This window comes from Enterobacter sp. HK-058-C-ECC (assembly GCF_047531125.1).
Classification (GTDB): domain Bacteria; phylum Pseudomonadota; class Gammaproteobacteria; order Enterobacterales; family Enterobacteriaceae; genus Enterobacter; species Enterobacter quasiroggenkampii.
In genome coordinates this window covers 1-16,862 of sequence record NZ_JBLKCH010000003.1, presented here as the reverse complement: position 1 = coordinate 16,862, position 16,862 = coordinate 1, and the positions used below count along the sequence as shown (strand labels likewise).

The 16,862-nt window shown below is 56.7% G+C and carries 19 protein-coding genes; 9 read left to right on the top strand and 10 right to left on the bottom strand.

Annotated features, from left to right (window positions below):
* Window positions 1-322: 322 nt before the first annotated feature.
* The 5 genes from nrdF to ACMWJS_RS08175 all read right to left on the bottom strand — a co-directional run bounded on the left by nrdF (window position 323) and on the right by ACMWJS_RS08175 (window position 4,634).
* Window positions 323-1,282, bottom strand: coding sequence for a class 1b ribonucleoside-diphosphate reductase subunit beta (gene nrdF, locus ACMWJS_RS08195; RefSeq protein WP_048029250.1), 960 nt, complete (start codon window positions 1,280-1,282; stop codon window positions 323-325).
* Between the two features lie 9 nt (window positions 1,283-1,291).
* Window positions 1,292-3,436 (bottom strand): class 1b ribonucleoside-diphosphate reductase subunit alpha, encoded by a 2,145-nt coding sequence (gene nrdE / locus ACMWJS_RS08190; RefSeq protein ID WP_414746930.1) that lies wholly within the window; start codon window positions 3,434-3,436, stop codon window positions 1,292-1,294.
* Entirely contained in the window at window positions 3,409-3,819 is a 411-nt protein-coding gene (nrdI, locus tag ACMWJS_RS08185; protein ID WP_024907682.1) for a class Ib ribonucleoside-diphosphate reductase assembly flavoprotein NrdI, read from the bottom strand. The genes nrdE and nrdI overlap by 28 nt, the downstream gene beginning before the upstream one ends.
* Window positions 3,816-4,055 carry a glutaredoxin-like protein NrdH gene (gene nrdH, locus ACMWJS_RS08180; RefSeq protein WP_008502570.1) on the bottom strand — a complete coding sequence of 80 codons (240 nt, stop codon included), beginning with the start codon at window positions 4,053-4,055 and terminating at the stop codon, window positions 3,816-3,818. Before nrdH ends, nrdI begins: the two co-directional genes overlap by 4 nt.
* Before the next feature lie 252 nt (window positions 4,056-4,307).
* Window positions 4,308-4,634: a DUF883 domain-containing protein gene (locus ACMWJS_RS08175; protein WP_008502569.1), complete on the bottom strand. Its 327-nt coding sequence runs from the start codon at window positions 4,632-4,634 to the stop codon at window positions 4,308-4,310.
* Between the two features lie 160 nt (window positions 4,635-4,794).
* Between ACMWJS_RS08175 and ACMWJS_RS08170 the strand changes: the two genes are divergently transcribed.
* On the top strand, window positions 4,795-5,139 hold the full coding sequence (locus ACMWJS_RS08170; RefSeq protein ID WP_008502568.1) for a DUF2002 family protein: 345 nt from the start codon (window positions 4,795-4,797) through the stop codon (window positions 5,137-5,139).
* 32 nt (window positions 5,140-5,171) lie between these two features.
* Here the strand turns inward: ACMWJS_RS08170 and alaE are convergent, their stop codons facing one another.
* Window positions 5,172-5,621 (bottom strand): L-alanine exporter AlaE, encoded by a 450-nt coding sequence (gene alaE / locus ACMWJS_RS08165; protein ID WP_023617655.1) that lies wholly within the window; start codon window positions 5,619-5,621, stop codon window positions 5,172-5,174.
* 494 nt (window positions 5,622-6,115) lie between these two features.
* On the opposite strand from alaE, the gene stpA reads away from it, so the two are divergent.
* Complete coding sequence (stpA, locus tag ACMWJS_RS08160) at window positions 6,116-6,520, top strand: DNA-binding protein StpA (RefSeq protein WP_048029252.1); 405 nt, start codon at window positions 6,116-6,118, stop codon at window positions 6,518-6,520.
* Between the two features lie 38 nt (window positions 6,521-6,558).
* Here the strand turns inward: stpA and ACMWJS_RS08155 are convergent, their stop codons facing one another.
* From ACMWJS_RS08155 to ACMWJS_RS08145, 3 genes are all read right to left on the bottom strand, one after another.
* Complete coding sequence (locus ACMWJS_RS08155) at window positions 6,559-6,738, bottom strand: hypothetical protein (RefSeq protein WP_048029253.1); 180 nt, start codon at window positions 6,736-6,738, stop codon at window positions 6,559-6,561.
* A gap of 79 nt (window positions 6,739-6,817) precedes the next feature.
* Entirely contained in the window at window positions 6,818-7,339 is a 522-nt protein-coding gene (locus tag ACMWJS_RS08150) for a rhodanese family protein (RefSeq protein WP_414746929.1), read from the bottom strand.
* 9 nt (window positions 7,340-7,348) lie between these two features.
* Window positions 7,349-7,648, bottom strand: a complete 300-nt coding sequence (locus ACMWJS_RS08145) for an ArsR/SmtB family transcription factor (protein WP_048029255.1) — start codon at window positions 7,646-7,648, stop codon at window positions 7,349-7,351.
* Between the two features lie 181 nt (window positions 7,649-7,829).
* On the opposite strand from ACMWJS_RS08145, the gene ACMWJS_RS08140 reads away from it, so the two are divergent.
* A complete protein-coding gene (locus tag ACMWJS_RS08140) occupies window positions 7,830-7,988 on the top strand; it encodes a YqaE/Pmp3 family membrane protein (RefSeq protein ID WP_045909293.1) in 159 nt (52 codons plus the stop codon).
* Here ACMWJS_RS08140 and ACMWJS_RS08135 read toward each other — a convergent pair.
* Complete coding sequence (locus ACMWJS_RS08135; RefSeq protein WP_048029256.1) at window positions 7,985-8,914, bottom strand: LysR substrate-binding domain-containing protein; 930 nt, start codon at window positions 8,912-8,914, stop codon at window positions 7,985-7,987. The two genes, ACMWJS_RS08140 and ACMWJS_RS08135, sit on opposite strands and share 4 nt — an antisense overlap.
* Window positions 8,915-9,234: 320 nt before the next feature.
* Between ACMWJS_RS08135 and ACMWJS_RS08130 the strand changes: the two genes are divergently transcribed.
* The 6 genes from ACMWJS_RS08130 (at window position 9,235) to ACMWJS_RS08105 (ending at window position 16,805) form a co-directional block, all read left to right on the top strand.
* A complete protein-coding gene (locus ACMWJS_RS08130; RefSeq protein WP_196352678.1) occupies window positions 9,235-9,840 on the top strand; it encodes an ankyrin repeat domain-containing protein in 606 nt (201 codons plus the stop codon).
* Between the two features lie 109 nt (window positions 9,841-9,949).
* Window positions 9,950-11,491 carry an acyl-CoA synthetase FdrA gene (fdrA, locus tag ACMWJS_RS08125; protein ID WP_414746928.1) on the top strand — a complete coding sequence of 514 codons (1,542 nt, stop codon included), beginning with the start codon at window positions 9,950-9,952 and terminating at the stop codon, window positions 11,489-11,491.
* Window positions 11,491-12,906, top strand: a complete 1,416-nt coding sequence (locus ACMWJS_RS08120; RefSeq protein WP_334755572.1) for a DUF1116 domain-containing protein — start codon at window positions 11,491-11,493, stop codon at window positions 12,904-12,906. The genes fdrA and ACMWJS_RS08120 overlap by 1 nt, the downstream gene beginning before the upstream one ends.
* An 11-nt stretch (window positions 12,907-12,917) precedes the next feature.
* Window positions 12,918-14,471: a xanthine permease gene (locus ACMWJS_RS08115; RefSeq protein ID WP_334755571.1), complete on the top strand. Its 1,554-nt coding sequence runs from the start codon at window positions 12,918-12,920 to the stop codon at window positions 14,469-14,471.
* On the top strand, window positions 14,468-15,424 hold the full coding sequence (locus ACMWJS_RS08110) for a carbamate kinase family protein (RefSeq protein ID WP_414746927.1): 957 nt from the start codon (window positions 14,468-14,470) through the stop codon (window positions 15,422-15,424). Before ACMWJS_RS08115 ends, ACMWJS_RS08110 begins: the two co-directional genes overlap by 4 nt.
* A gap of 1 nt (window position 15,425) precedes the next feature.
* The gene (locus ACMWJS_RS08105; protein ID WP_414746926.1) at window positions 15,426-16,805 is read left to right on the top strand and encodes an amidohydrolase family protein; all 1,380 of its coding nucleotides are present in this window, start codon (window positions 15,426-15,428) and stop codon (window positions 16,803-16,805) included.
* Window positions 16,806-16,862: the final 57 nt, after the last annotated feature.

The following is a 16,862-nucleotide window of genomic DNA, read 5'->3' as shown; positions in this document are numbered from 1 at the left end:
GAGTGTCCTGTTATTTGTTTATGTCGATATGATTACCATGGTAAATTGTTAACGGGCATAACCCTAACATACTGAGAATCTGAGACAACCCTGGGTTTGCTTATGACGTGAATTTTCAGGGAAGCGAAACGGCTGAATTTCCCATGAGTAAAGGGCTGAGCGTGATCTGAATTTTTCTCAATTTTTTGCTGTGGCGCAGGAGAATTTCGCCTGAATCGGGTGATTCAGGCGAATATGACGCAGAAATGACAGTGTAGTTGCTTTGTAAATATTAGAGAGGAAATTGTTGGGTTTATATTAAATTAACGAACGTTAACGTTCATTAAAAATCCCAGTCTTCATCCTCAGTTTCCACCGCTTTGCCCATCACGTACGATGAACCCGACCCGGAGAAGAAATCGTGGTTTTCGTCGGCGTTGGGCGACAGCGCGGACAGAATCGCCGGGTTCACCTCCGCCATCTCCGGTGGGAAAAGCGCCTCGTAACCCAGGTTCATCAGCGCCTTGTTGGCGTTGTAGCAGAGGAAGGCCTTCACGTCTTCCTCCCAGCCGGTACCAGCGTAGAGTTCTTCGGTATAGCTCAGCTCGTTGTCGTACAGATCCATCAGCAAATCAAGCGCAAACCCTTTGAGCTCCTCTCGCTCCGCGTCGCTGACCTTTTCCAGGCCTTTCTGATACTTATAGCCAATGTAATACCCGTGCACCGCTTCATCACGAATGATGAGGCGAATCAAATCGGCGGTGTTGGTGAGCTTGCCCCTGCTCGACCAGTACATGGGCAGCCAGAAGCCAGAATAGAAGAGGAAGGATTCCAGAAACACGCTGGCGATCTTCTTCTTCAGCGGCTTGTCGGCCCGATAATACGTCAGCACCAGCTCCGCCTTTCTCTGTAGTGACTCGCTTGCTTCACTCCATGCGTAGGCCGCGTCCACGTCTTTGGTCTGGCACAGCGTGGAGAAAATCGAACTGTAGGAGCGGGCGTGCACCGCCTCCATAAAGCTGATGTTCGACATCACCGCCTCTTCGTGCGGCGTCAGCGCGTCACTCATCAGAGCCGGTGCGCCGACGGTATTTTGAATGGTGTCGAGCAGCGTCAGGCCGGTAAAGACGCGGATCGTCAGCTGCTGCTCGGCGTGGCTCAGGGTTTGCCAGGCCGGAATATCGTTGGAGAGCGGGACCTTTTCTGGCAGCCAGAAGTTGCTGGTCAGGCGGTTCCATACCTCCAGGTCTTTATCGTCCTGGATTTTGTTCCAGTTAACGGCACTCACGCGTGACAGTTTCATCCTTTCTCCTTACAGCGCGCAGGACACGCAGCCTTCAATTTCGGTGCCTTCCAGCGCAAGCTGGCGCAGGCGAATGTAGTAGAGCGTCTTGATACCTTTCTTCCAGGCGTAGATCTGCGCTTTGTTGATGTCCCGCGTGGTGGCGGTATCCGGGAAGAACAGCGTCAGCGACAGTCCCTGATCCACGTGTTTCGTCGCCTCGGCGTAGGTATCGATGATTTTTTCCGGGCCGATCTCATACGCGTCCTGGTACAAAGCCAGGTTCTCATTGGTCATAAACGGGGCTGGGTAGTAAACGCGTCCGGTTTTGCCTTCTTTACGAATTTCAATTTTCGACACGATCGGGTGAATGCTTGACGTGGCGTGATTGATGTAGGAGATCGAACCGGTTGGCGGTACGGCCTGCAGGTTCTGGTTGTAGATGCCGTAGCGCATCACATCATCACGCAACTGCTGCCACATCGCGCGCGTCGGCAACACGATCCCGGCACGAGCAAACAGTTCGCGTACTTTTTCGGTTTTCGGCTGCCAGTCGCCGTCAAGATACGGGCTAAAATACGCCCCGCTGGCGTAGCGGGACTGCTCAAAGCCCGCGAAACGCTGGTTGCGCTCGCGCGCCAGCATCATCGAGGTATGCAGTGCGTGCCAGGTGACGGTGTAAAAATAGAGGTTGGTGAAGTCCAGCCCTTCCGGACTGCCGTAGGCGATGCCCTCCCGCGCCAGATAGCCGTGGAGGTTCATCTGCCCCAGCCCGATAGCGTGCGACGCAGCGTTGCCCGCCTCAATGGACGGCACGCTGCGGATGTGGCTCATGTCCGACACCGCTGTCAGCCCGCGAATGGCGGTTTCTATCGTGCGTCCAAAGTCGGGTGAATCCATGGTGTGGGCGATATTCAGCGACCCGAGGTTGCAGGAGATGTCTTTGCCGATCTCCGCATAGTCCAGATTCTCGTCATAGCCGGACGCGCTGTTGACCTGCAAAATCTCCGAGCACAGGTTGCTCATGTTGATGCGCCCGGCAATCGGGTTCGCGCGGTTTACCGTATCTTCGTACATGATGTACGGATAGCCGGACTCAAACTGAATTTCGGCAAGCGTCTGGAAGAAATCGCGGGCGTTGATATATTTTTTGCGAATGCGCTCGTCGGCTACCAGCACGTCATAAAGTTCGCTGATGGCCACGTCGCCAAAGGCTTTGCCATAGATTCGCTCAACGTCATACGGCGAGAAGAGCGCCATCTCGGCATTCTCTTTGGCCAGTTTAAAGGTGATATCCGGGATCACCACGCCAAGCGACAGGGTTTTGATACGGATTTTTTCGTCGGCGTTTTCGCGCTTGGTATCGAGAAAACGCAGAATGTCTGGATGGTGCGCGTGCAGATAAACCGCTCCCGCGCCCTGGCGCGCGCCAAGCTGGTTAGCATAGGAGAACGCATCCTCCAGCATTTTCATCACCGGGACCACGCCCGAGGACTGGTTTTCGATGCGCTTGATCGGCGCGCCTGCTTCGCGCAGGTTAGAGAGCAAAAACGCCACGCCGCCGCCGCGTTTGGAAAGCTGCAGCGCCGAGTTCACCGCGCGGCCAATCGACTCCATATTATCTTCGATACGCAGCAGGAAGCAGGAGACCAGCTCACCGCGCTGGGCTTTGCCGCAGTTGAGAAAGGTGGGCGTGGCGGGCTGGAAGCGGCCGGAGAGGATCTCGTCGGTGAGTTGTTGCGCCAGCGCTTCATCGCCCTGCGCCAGGGTCAGCGCGACCATCACCACGCGATCTTCAAAGCTTTCTAAGTAGCGCTTACCGTCAAAGGTCTTCAGGGTGTAGCTGGTGTAGAACTTCCACGCGCCAAGGAACGTCTGGAAACGAAAGCCGCTGGCGTGGGCGCGTTCAAACAGCTTCACGACGAAGGCGCGTTCGTAGCGGGTGAGGACGCGCGCGTCGTAGTAACCCTCGTTAACCAGGTGGTCGAGACGTTCATCCTGGCTCGTAAAGGTCACGCTGTTGGGCCGCACGTGGGCGGCAAAAAAGGCGTCCACCGCCTCACGGTCTTTATCAAACTGAATGCGTCCCTCCCGGTCATAGAGGTTAAGCATCGCGTTTAATGCGTGGTAATCCGGCGTCGCCTGCATTACCCGTTCTGCGGTTGTCGTTGCCAAAATTCGTTCACTCCTTTACGCACGTTTTCGACGTCCTGCTGTGTCCCCATCAGCTCAAAGCGATAGAGATACGGCACGCCGCATTTTTGAGAGATGACATCTCCGGCGCGGCCAAAGGCGTCGCCGAAATTGCGATTCCCCGCCGCAATGACGCCGCGGATCAGCTCCCGGTTATGAGGATCGTTCAGAAAGCGGATCACCTGGCGAGGCACTGCGCCCGCCGTGCCGCCTCCGCCATAGCTGGGCACCACCAGAATGTAAGGTTCCTCTACCCGGATCCGCTCCCGCTCGTTAAGCGGAATGCGCACCGCAGGCAGCCCGACGCGCTCAATAAAACGGAGCGTGTTTTCCGAGCTGCTGGAGAAGAACACCAGTCTGCTCATGCCCGTGCGGCCTGCGCGGCGATGCGGTTGATCATGTCCGGACGGAAGCCAGACCAGCTGGTCTCCCCGGCCACCACCACCGGAAGCTGACGGAAACCCTGCGCGCGAAGGGTATCGGCGGCCTCGGGCTGCTGGTCAATATTCACCATCTCAAAGGCCACGCCGCGGCTTTCCATCGCCCGTTTAGTTGCGTGGCACTGAACACAATCGTTACGAGTGTAAATAATAATGCTCATGATTCGTATTTCCATTTAAAATGAGAGAACGGCGCGAATCATCGCGTCAGGGTGTGTATGTCTTGCTAAAAGGAATACTAGATGTAGTTGTCTTAATTTTCAACCATACAAGATATGGGAAATTCAGATTGATGTTGTCCCGATGATGAGCACAGCGGGGCAGGGCAGGCTATGCGGGTTTTACAGGCGAGAAGGCAAAGAAAAGCCCCGGCAGCCACTGACCACCGGGGCAGATAACGGTGCGTGAGCGGGTTATTTACGCAGGCTAAGCAGAGCGCCCACAAAGATACCGACTGCCGCTACCGTGCCGAGCGTACAGAGCGGCTTCTCGCGCACGAAGGTCGTTGCGCAGCTGACCGCATCGCAGGCAGCCTGTGTCGTACGCGTGCGGCCGTTTAAGCGCGCGCGGGTTTCACGGAGCAGAGACTGAGCCTTACGTTTTGCGGCATCCGCTTCGTCCTTCGCGTCACTTCCCCAGGATTTCAGCACCTCTTCCAGCGTGTCCGCTAATTGGCTGACATCATTACGAATATCCTGCGCATCGTCATTAATATCGTTTCGGTTCGGTCTGTTAAACATACGATCCTCCGTAATTTTGCGTTCCCGTTCAGTTTAGTTCAGAAATTTAATATCTGAAGCGCATCACGCGTTATCCGGCAGTTTATGGACTATTCTGAAAGCCCTGCTAATGCTGAATACTGTAAGGTTGCCGGGCAGGAAAAGATAACGAGGAAAAGATATGTATTTACGACCTGATGAGGTGGCGCGCGTTCTTGAAAAAGAGGGATTCACCATGGATGAGGTGACGCCAAAAGCGTATGGATATCGCCGTGGCGAGAATTATGTTTACGTTAATCGTGAAGCAAGAATGGGACGTACCGCTCTCATTATTCACCCGACGCTGAAAGACAGAAGCCTGTCATTTGCTGAGCCTGCCTCGGATATTAAAACCTGCGATCACTATCAGCAATTTCCGCTCTATTTAGGCGGAGAGACGCATGAGCATTATGGTATTCCGCATGGTTTCAGCTCGCGTATGGCGCTGGAACGGTTTTTGAAGGGACTGTTTGGCGACGTACAGTAAATTTGCGACTGGCATGCGCCAGTCGCTTCACATCACGCTTTTGCCTGGCTGTACTGGCTGACCTTAAACAGGCGGCGACAGTAGTCGAGGAAATAGCCGTACACCGCCCCCATCAGCATTGAAATCACAATATTCGAACTGACGGCCGCAGCGATCTGGTGCCAGTCCGCGCCCACCGTCAGCAGAATAGCCACGTAAACCGGCGACTGGAACGTCACATAGGCCAGAACGTCCGCCAGGTTTTTCACCCAGCCTGCGGGGCTGATACGACGTGCGAAACGCATGACGGCATCGCGGTATAAGCCGTAAGGCCATGCAATAATAATATTGACCGGGATCGCCACCAGACGAGAAGAAAGTGACTGCTCGAAGGTCATTCCGGAGAGGAATATTTCGATCAGCATGTTCACAACGGAACAGTAGACAACCATCGCGAAAGTATCCGCCACGGCATGGCGAAGGCGTGATTGCGGTGAGAACATGTCTGAACTCCTTGAGAAGAACACAAAAGAAACGATTTTCCCGAAGCGATTAGTGCTTTAGGTTGGTTTGTTTGACGTGTATAGCGTATATCTCTATGTTTGAACTAACAACTAGTGATTAATTTTTATTTAAACGCGTTTTGTCCACAAAATTCTCTAAAATTGATGGTTTTTTGTTCGCTTCGTTATAATGTGTCTCGTGTGATGATTTTTTAATGTAAATCATAGGGTTGTATCTCTTCGCACTGACGAGGGCGTCAACCCGCTTTTGGACAGCGCAGGATGCTGAAATTTTGATTAAGGATGACCATTTATATTGATGGGGTGATTGAATCCATGCGTATCCCACAGGCGTTATAAGATAATATTAAGGGTGGCAGTAAAACATATTTACGCTATTGGCAGGGACGCCCCGCGGGTAGATATTTCAGCGGAAATGAATTATTCTGTCGGTGATTTATCTATTTACCCTAAAGAGAAGGTTTTCAAATAATATGTCTTTGACGTTACAGAATCTTAATAATATCCGAACTCTGCGCGCCATGGCACGCGAATTATCCCTGGACGTTCTTGAGGAAATGCTGGAAAAGGTCAGGGTCGTTGCTGAAGAGAAACGTAGTGAGCTGGCGGAATTAGAGCAGCAGCGGGCTGAGCAGCAGGAGAAAATTAATGCCCTGCTGGAACGAATGAAAGCCGATGGTATTTCACCGACCGATCTGCTGGGCTCTGAACTGGGGCAGGCGGGTAAGCCAGTGAAAAAGCGCAAGCCGCGTGATGCCAAATATCGCTTTATTGACCAGAACGGTGAGGAGAAAACGTGGACCGGCCAGGGCCGCACGCCGAAGCCTATTGCCAGCGCGCTGGCAAACGGCAAATCACTGGAAGATTTTCTGATCTAAACAGGTAAACCGGGCGGAACACACCGCCCGGCATTTTTTCAGCAGACGCCGAAATCACCGTCTTCAGTATACGGCGCCAGATCGGCCGCTTTCAGGGTATATTTCTCGCCTTGCTCATTGCTGGCCTGTACCGCCACAACGCTGTCACCATTCACTTCAAGCACTTTCAGCTTCGGGCCGCCTTTACGCGGTTGTACATAATCACCGACAGAAAACATATTACCTCCTCATCGTTTTAGCGATCTTCACCTTAGCCCACGTATGACGGCGGGTACAGCGTATTTCAGCGATTACTGCTTATGAGGTACGACGGTTCCAGGGCATCACCTTGAGCAGCCTCGCCATGCCGCAAAAACCGGTCACCCCGGCGAACAGCAGCCCCGCTCCTACGAAGCCGCTGAGCAGGAAAAAGCCGTCGGAGACGCTATAGCCCAGCACCACGCCGCAGAGAATGAGCAGCCCGGCGGCAATTTGCACCTGACGCATCAGCGGCAGCGGCTGGGTTTTGTCTTCGACAGTCTGCAGACCCGCCAGCTTCCAGCCCTGAATGCCCCCTTCGACCACCAGTGCCTGAGCGGGGGCGGCAGCCTGCGCAAGGCGATCGGCATTGCCTGAGGTGCGGGCGCCAGACTGGCAGTGAAAAATCACCGTTTCGCCCGCGTGCGTTTTAAGTCCACCGGGTAAGGTATCCAGCGGCATGGACTGCGCGGCGGGAATATGCTCGCGGGCGTACTCGTCGGCATCACGAATATCAATCAGCTTTGCACCTTCAGCGATGCGGGCGCTGGCCTCGCGCGGCGAAATAAGGGGAAGTGACATGGCGGCTCCTTACGGGCAATAAAGGGTTTTCAGGGTACTGATGAGCTGATGCACCGCATCGTTTTTAATGAAATAGCGAATGCGCTGCGCCTCGCGGGTACTGTCAATCAGACCTTCCTCACGCATGCGCGCCAGATGCTGCGATGTGGCGGAAGGGCTTAGCCCCGTCGCGCGGGCCAGTTCCCCCGCGCTGGTGCCGGGGGCGCCGCACAGCGTGCAGAGGATCAGCAGGCGACGCGGATTGCTCATCGCTTTTAAAAGGTTTGCGGCCTGCTCTGCGCTGGCCTGAAGCTGTTCGAGTTCGGTCATGATATTTTAGTATTTGCTTAATTAAGTTAATGCTAAAGTAATTGTGCGCATTACGCCAGCGTCAAAAGCGTAAAAGAGGGTAAACGCGGGGGAGAGAACTGGCGCAGACAGGTAAACTGGCTATGCTTAGAGATAGTTCTCTTTATTATTTTCAATGGATTAGCTTGCACGGAGTTTTGATATGGGTTTTTGGCGTATTGTTTTTACCATCCTGTTGCCGCCGCTGGGCGTGCTGTTGGGCAAAGGTTTCGGGTGGGCGTTTATTATCAACATTATTCTGACGCTGCTGGGCTACATCCCGGGTCTTATCCACGCTTTCTGGGTTCAGAGTAAGAGCTAAGCACGCCAGAGTAAGTCGCTGTAGATCCCGGTCAGCACGCCCTGGGGGCCAAACTGCTGTTTGATCCAGCGCGTGACCTGGCCGGTCGCGGCATGCTGCGTGGCGAGCAGCATGCGCGAATCCTGACGCGGGTTATTGATACGCCGCGTCACCAGCAGCCCGTCTTCCACCGCTTCCCGCGCCATATGTTCCGGTAAAAAACCTATCCCTTCGCCCAGAATCTGACACTGGCATTTAGTATTAAAGTCCGGCACCAGAATCGCCTCCTGCCCGTGTAGCAGCCAGCCCACCTTCTTGTTAATGGTGTGCGCGGTATCTTCCACCATGATGTTGGGGTACAGGCGCAGCTGGCTTTCCGCTATCGGTTCCGGAACGAACGCCAGCGGGTGCGCCGGCGCGATGGCAAACACCCAGCGGATAGCGCCGATTTCGGTGTAGTCAATTCCGCCGCCGTCGAGCAGCGTGTCCGGTGCGCCAATGGCGATATTGGCCTGGTTGTTGATAATGGAGTCCCATACGCCGTTATAGACCTCGGTGGTGACGGTGATCTGGCAGGTGGGAAACTGCTTTTTCAGCACCTGCAGCAGCCGCGCGGTATGGCGCGGCGTATACAACAGCTGGTTGATACAGATGCGCACCCGCGCCTCGATGCCCTGTGAGATGGTATCAATCCCGCGCTTGATGGCGTGAAAGTCGTTAAGCAGGTCGGTGGCTTTGCGGTAAAAGTAAAAGCCGGACTCGGTCAGTTCAATGCTGCGCGTGTTACGCACGAACAGCACCACGTCCAGCCCGGTCTCCATGCGCTTAATGGTGTAGCTGATGGCAGAGGTGGTGACGCCCAGTTCGGCGGCGGCTTTGCTGAAGCTGCCAAAGCGGGCGGCGGTGGTGAAGGCCAGCAGGTTCTCTTCGGTAAAGATGGAATTCATATCACGGCTCCCTCAGACATCAGTTTTGAACATATTTTAACAACGCTGTTACAACGTATTTGAAGCCGATCACAGTTCTGACGCTTTGCCGAAAGCCCTGGTGCATAAGGCTTTATCAGATATAAGCATAATGCGTTTTGATGCACTAAAAAGCGGTTAAACATAAGAAAAAGGTTGCACAGACGCACGTTTTGACCGAACTGTTGAATTTAACTCAACAATGAATTGACTGTCGATGAATCATTTTTAAGCGGATTCTTTTATGACCAGGCTGTTGCTATTCTCAGGTCAACAGAAAGAAAAACATCGGGAGTCTGAATATGTCTGCAACTGAACTGGTTACCGAATTTCTGCTGGCGGCAGAAGAGGGCAATAGCGATGCGCTAAAAGCCTGTCTGGAGAAAGGCGTGGATATTAACGCCACTAATCGCCAGAAAAGAACCGCCGTTACGATTGCCAGCCTGAAAAAACACTATTCCTGCGTAGAATTTTTAATTGCCGCCGGGGCAGATATTGATAAACAGGATCAGACCTGCTTTAACCCTTTCCTCATTAGCTGCCTGACGAATGATTTAACCCTCCTGCGGCTGGTATTACCCGCGAATCCGGATCTCGACCGCCTGACGCGTTTTGGCGGCGTGGGCATTACGCCTGCCAGTGAAAAAGGGCACGTGGAGATCGTGCGCGAGCTGCTGGAAAAAACCGATATCAACGTTAACCACACCAACTTTGTCGGCTGGACGCCGCTGCTGGAAGCCATCGTGTTAAACGACGGCGGCGAAAAGCAGCAGGCGATCGTGAAGCTGCTGCTGGATCACGGCGCGAACCCGCATATGACCGACAAATACGGCAAAACCCCGCTCGAACTGGCGCGGGAGAAAGGCTTCACTGAGATTGCCGACCTGCTGCTGGCGGCGGGCGCGTAAAACAATCGGTCAGCCCGTCCCGGCTGGCCGCTAATTAAATAAAGCATTTTTTACCGACGTGCATTGTGCTCGACGGCGGCCCCCTTTTATCCGCTTTCAGGAGAAAATAATGCCAACGAAAATTGTCATAAAAAAGAACACCTATTTTGACTCCGTGTCATTAATGTCCGTTTCCACTAAAGCCAATAAATTGCCGGGCGTTGAACAGGCCTTTGTCGCCATGGCAACGGAAATGAATAAGGGCGTATTAAAAAACCTCGGGCTGTTAACGCCGGAATTAAATGAGGCGAAAAACGGCGACCTGATGATCGTCATTAAAGGCGACGCGGCGAATGATGAAACGCTGGCCGCTATTGAAGCGCTGTTCACGCGTAAAGAGAGCACGGGCTCCCATGAAGCGCGCTACGCGACGATTGCCAGCGCTAAAACCCATCGCCCGGAGAGCAACCTTGCGGTGATTTCCGTCAACGGCACCTTCGCCGCCCGCGAGGCGCGTCAGGCGCTGGAAAACGATCTCAACGTGATGCTCTTCTCCGATAACGTCTCGCTCGACGACGAGCTGGCGCTGAAGCAGCTGGCGCACCAGAAAGGACTGCTGATGATGGGGCCGGACTGCGGCACCGCCATCATCAACGGCGCGGGACTGTGCTTCGCCAACGCGGTGCGTCGCGGACCGATTGGCATCGTCGGCGCATCTGGCACCGGCAGCCAGGAGCTGAGCGTGCGCATCCATGAATTCGGCGGCGGCGTGTCGCAGCTGATTGGCACCGGCGGGCGAGATCTCAGCGAGAAAATTGGCGGCCTGATGATGCTGGACGCCATCGACATGCTGGAAGCCGACGAGGGCACCCAGGTTATCGCGCTGATCTCCAAACCAGCGGCTCCTGCCGTGGCAGAAAAGGTACTGGCCCGCGCCAGAGCCTGCCGCAAGCCGTTGGTTGTTTGCTTCCTCGGGCGCAATGAACCGCCCGCCGATGAGGACGGACTGCAGTTTGCGCGCGGCACCAAAGAGGCGGCGCTGAAGTCCGTTTTGCTTACCGGCATCAAAAAAGAGTCCCTTGATCTGCATCCGCTCAACTGGCCATTGATTGAAGAGGTGCGCGCCCGCCTGACCCCGCAGCAGAAGTACATTCGCGGCCTGTTCTGCGGCGGCACCCTGTGCGACGAAGCGATGTTTGCCGCGCTGGAGAAGTTCGACGACGTGTACAGCAATATCCAGCCGGATCCCGCTAAACGCCTGCCGGACGTCAGCGTCAGTAAAGCCCACACCTTCCTCGACTTTGGCGACGATGACTTCACCAACGGCAAACCGCATCCGATGATCGACCCGACCAACCGCATCAGCCGCCTGCTGCAGGAGGCGCGCGATCCGGAAGTGGGCGTCATCGTGATGGACTTTGTGCTGGGCTTCGGCGCGCACGAGGATCCAGTGGGGGTGATGATTGAGGCGATCAAAGAGGCGCAGGCCATCGCGAAGGCCGATAACCGTCCGCTTGAGATCCTCGGATACGTGCTCGGCACCGATCAGGATCCGCAGTCGCTGGCAGAGCAGTGCCAGATGCTGACCGACGCAGGCGTCATCTGGGCCAGCAGCAGCACCAACACCGGATTACTGGCACGCGAATTTGTCTGCAAAGGGGAGAACGCATAATGACCACCTTATTTAACCAGCCGCTGAACGTCATTAACGTGGGTATCGCGATGTTCAGCGACGATCTTAAAAAGCAGCACGTTCCCGTGACCCAGCTCGACTGGACGCCGCCGGGGCAGGGCAATATGCAGGTGGTTGAAGCGCTGGATCAGCTGGCGGAAAAACCGCTGGCGGAGAAGATCGCCGCCGCCAACCAAATCGCGCTTGAGCGCATTATCCAGTCCCATCCGGTGCTGGTGGGCTATGACCAGGCGATTAATGTTGTGCCGGGGATGACCCGCACCACCATTCTGCACGCTGGTCCGCCTGTCTCCTGGGAAAACATGTGTGGCGCGATGAAAGGCGCGGTCACCGGTGCGCTGGTGTTTGAAGGGCTGGCGAAAGATCTGGACGACGCGGCACGGCTTGCCGCCTCTGGCGAGATCACCTTCTCGCCATGCCACGAGCATGACTGCGTGGGCTCCATGGCGGGCGTCACCTCTGCGTCGATGTTTATGCACATTGTTGAGAACAAAACCTACGGCAACCGCGCCTTCACCAACCTCAGCGAGCAGATGGCGAAGATCCTGCGCATGGGGGCCAACGACCAGAGCGTCATCGACCGCCTGAACTGGATGCGGGACGTGCTCGGCCCGATGCTGCGCGACGCGATGAAGATTATCGGCGAAATCGACCTGCGCCTGATGCTGGCCCAGGCGCTGCACATGGGCGATGAGTGCCACAACCGCAACAATGCTGGCACCACGCTGCTGATCCAGACGCTGACGCCGGGGCTGATCCAGGCGGGCTATCCGGTTGAGCAGCAGCGCGAGGTGTTCGAGTTTGTTGCCAGCAGCGACTACTTCTCCGGCCCGACGTGGATGGCGATGTGTAAAGCCGCCCTGGACGCCGCCCACGGCATTGAATACAGCACCGTGGTTACCACCATGGCGCGTAACGGCTACGAGTTCGGCCTGCGCGTTTCCGGCCTGCCAGGGCAGTGGTTCACCGGCCCGGCGCAGCAGGTTATCGGCCCGATGTTCGCGGGCTATAAGCCGGAAGACTCCGGGCTGGATATCGGCGACAGCGCCATCACCGAAACCTACGGCATCGGCGGTTTTGCGATGGCGACGGCCCCGGCAATCGTTGCGCTGGTGGGCGGCACGGTGGAGGAAGCTATCGACTTCTCCCGTCAGATGCGCGAAATCACCCTTGGCGAAAACCCGAACGTCACTATTCCGCTGCTCTCGTTTATGGGGATCCCGACCGCCATCGACATCACCAGAGTCGCCGGCAGCGGCATTCTGCCGGTAATTAACACCGCTATTGCGCATAAAGATGCGGGCATCGGCATGATTGGGGCGGGCATCGTTCACCCGCCGTTTAGCTGTTTTGAAAAGGCGCTGTTGACCTTCCGCGATCGCTACTTTTTATAAGGCATGCATCCATGAAAAACATGAAACTGGAGTGGAAAAGAGGTGACTGGGCGGCGTATTTCGGGTTGATGACCAACAACCTGACCAATTTGCTGACCATGATGGGGTTGCTCATTTTTGTCGTCGGCATCCCGAAGGAGATTGTTTATGGACGCATTGCGCCAGCCTTCGGGCTGGCGGTGCTGACCGCGAGTATTTGCTACGCCTGGTTTGGCATGCAGATGGCGCGCGCCACCGGACGCATGGACGTCACCGCACTGCCGTCCGGCCCGAGCGCGCCGTCGATTTTTACCGTGACCTTCCTGGTGCTGATGCCGGTCTATCAGCAGACCGGTGATGCGGAGTTCGCCATCCAGATTGGCCTGGTGTGGTGCTTTGTTGAGGCGATGATCCTGGCGGGCGGCTCGTTTTTAGGGGAAACCATCCGCAAGATGATCCCGCGCACCGTGCTGCTGTCGTGCCTGTCCGGTTTGGGTCTGCTGCTGCTGGCGATGAACCCGATGCTGCAAGCGTTCGAGGCGCCGACCGTGTCGTTTATCGTGCTGCTGCTGATTTTCATCAACTGGTTTGGTAAAAAGCCGATCTTTGCCCGCATCCCAACCGGGTTGCTGCTGCTGATTGCCGGCACGGCCCTGGCGTGGATCTCCGGCCTGCAGAGCCCGGAGGCGATCAAAGCCTCCATGTCATCGTTCGGCTTTAACCCGCCGCAGGTGCACGTGGAGGGCTTCCTGCAGGGGCTGCCGCACGCGCTGCCGTATCTTGCCTCTGCCGTACCGCTGGGTCTGGCGAACTACATCTTTGACCTGGAGAACATCGAAAGCGCCCACGCGGCGGGGGATGAATACCCGACGCGTAAAGTCATGCTGGCGAACGGTCTGGCCTCCATGCTCGGCTGCCTGATGGGGAACCCGTTCCCGGTGACGGTTTACGTCGGCCATCCCGGCTGGAAAGCGATGGGGGCGAGCATTGGCTATACGCTGGCCTCCGGCGTGACCATGTTCATCGTGCCGCTGTTCGGACTGGGGGCGTTTATGCTCGCCATCATTCCGATGACTGCCATCGTGCCGATTCTGGTGTTTATCGGCGTGGTCACCGCCAACCAGGTAGTGAGGGAAACGCCGAAGGTGGAAGTGCCCGTGATCTTCATCTGTCTGTTCCCGTGGATCGCCAACTGGGCGCTGACCATGATGAACAGCGTGATGGGCGCGGCGGGCACGAATGCCGCCAAAATCGGTACCGACGTGCTGCACAGCAAAGGGATCTACTACGAAGGATTAGTCCATCTGGGGAACGGGGCACCGCTCGCCAGCATGCTGTGGGGTTGTATCGCCATTTTCGCCATCATCAACAAACCGCTGCGCGGTGCCGTGGCTGCGGCGGGCGGGGCGCTGCTGGCGCTGTTTGGGGTGATCCACGCTCCGGTCGTGGGCTTTGCCGAAGGCCGTTCGCTGATGTTCGTCACCGCGTATCTGATGATGGGCGGCATGTTTGTGGTGAAGCATGTGCTGGATAGCCGTGAAGCAGCGAGCGCTGAGCCGGGTACTGTTGCGAAGGAGCACGTATGAAAGAGCTTATGGTCGTCGCCATTGGCGGCAACAGCATTATCAAAGACAACGCCAGCCAGTCGGTTGAACATCAGGCGCAGGCGGTTAAAGCGGTGGCAGAGTCGGTGCTCGAAATGCTGGCCTCCGACTATGACATCGTGCTTACCCACGGCAACGGCCCTCAGGTGGGGCTGGATCTGCGCCGGGCTGAAATTGCCCACGAGCAGGAGGGGCTTCCCCTCACGCCGCTGGCAAACTGCGTGGCGGACACCCAGGGCGGCATTGGCTACCTGATCCAGCAGGCGCTGAACAACCGCCTGGCCGCGCGCGGGGAGCAAAAAGCGGTTACGGTCGTCACGCAGGTGGAAGTGGATAAAAACGATCCCGGTTTTACGCACCCGACGAAACCGATCGGCGCGTTCTTCAGCGAGGCGCAGCGCGACGAGCTGCAGCGCGCGCACCCGGACTGGCACTTTGTTGAGGACTCGGGCCGGGGATATCGTCGCGTGGTGGCCTCTCCGCAGCCGCTGCGCATTGTCGAGGCCGATGCGATCAAGACCCTGACGCAAAAAGGCTTCGTGGTGATCGGCGCGGGCGGCGGCGGTATTCCCGTGGTGCGCTCGGCGCAGGGCGATTACCAGAGCGTCGACGCGGTGATTGATAAAGATCTCTCCACCGCGCTGCTGGCGCGCGAGATCCACGCCGACGTGCTGGTGATTACCACCGGCGTGGAGAAGGTGTGCGTCAACTTCGGCAAGCCAAACCAGCAGGCGCTGGACACCGTCAACGTAGCGGAGATGACGCGCTACAGGGAAGAAGGTCACTTCCCGGCGGGCAGCATGCTGCCCAAAATCGTCGCCTCGCTGGAATTTTTACACAACGGCGGCAAGCGGGTGATCATCACCTCGCCAGATTGCCTGCCCGCCGCGCTGCGCGGGGAAACCGGTACCCATATTGTGAATGAAGGAAGATAAGATGAGTGAAAACAAAAGCCGCCGTGAATTTATCAGCCAGAGCGGCAAAATGGTGACCGCCTGCGCGCTGTTTGGCGCGACCGGATCCGTCGCGTATGCTGCTGACTCCGCAAAGCCACTCTGCGAGACCGGTAAGCCTATGAATATCACCGCGAAACATTACTATCTGGACAACGTGCTGCTCGAAGCCGGCTTTAACTTCGACGGTGGCGTGGCGACGAGCACCCGTACCGAGCTGAAAACGCTGGAGATTAAGGACGGGAAGATCGTCGCCCTGCGCGACAACAAGCGCCACGCCGACGGCACGCTGCCGCACTACGATGCGGGCAACAAGCTGATGCTCCCGGCAATGCGCGACATGCACATCCACCTGGATAAAACCTTCTACGGCGGCCCGTGGCGATCGCTCAACCGCCCGGCGGGCACCACGATTCAGGATATGATCCGCCTGGAACAAAAGCTGTTGCCTGAGCTGCAGCCCTACACCCAGGAGCGTGCGGAAAAGCTGATCGACCTGATCCAGTCGAAAGGCTCCACCATCGCCCGCAGCCATTGCAACATTGAGCCGGTTTCCGGCCTGAAAAACCTGGAAAATTTGCAGGCGGTCCTGGCGCGCCGCAAACCTGGTTTTGACTGCGAAATCGTCGCCTTCCCGCAGCACGGGCTGCTGCTGTCGAGTTCTGAAAAGCTGATGCGCGAGGCGTTGCAGGCCGGGGCGCACTACGTGGGCGGGCTGGATCCAACCAACGTTGACGGCGCGATGGAGAAATCTCTCGATCTGATGTTCCAGATTGCGCTGGACTACGACAAAGGGGTGGACATTCACCTGCACGAAACCAGCCCGGCGGGCGTGGCGGCGGTGAACTACATGGTCGAAACCGTGGAGAAAACGCCGGCGCTGAAGGGGAAACTCACCATCAGCCACGCCTTCGCGCTGGCGACGCTCAACGAACAGCAGGTGGATGAGATCACCACCCGCATGGCGGCGCAGCAGGTAACCATCGCTTCGACCGTGCCGATTGGCACCCTGCATATGCCGCTGAAGCAGCTGCGCGAGAAGGGCGTGTTTGTGATGACCGGCACCGACAGCGTGATCGACCACTGGTCGCCGTACGGTCTGGGAGACATGCTGGAAAAAGCCAATCTTTACGCCCAGCTCTACATCCGCCCGAACGAGCAGACGCTCTCCCGCTCGCTGGGAATTGCGACCGGCGACGTGCTGCCGCTGAACGACAAAGGGGAGCGCGTGTGGCCGAAAGCGCAGGATGACGCCAGCTTTGTGCTGGTGGACGCCTCCTGTTCCGCCGAAGCCGTGGCGCGCATTTCCCCGCGTACCGCAACGTTCCATAAAGGAAATCTGGTCTGGGGTACGGTGGGCTAAAAGCGAGCCGGGTGGCGCTGCGCTTACCCGGCCTACTGTAACCCTCAAATCGTAGGC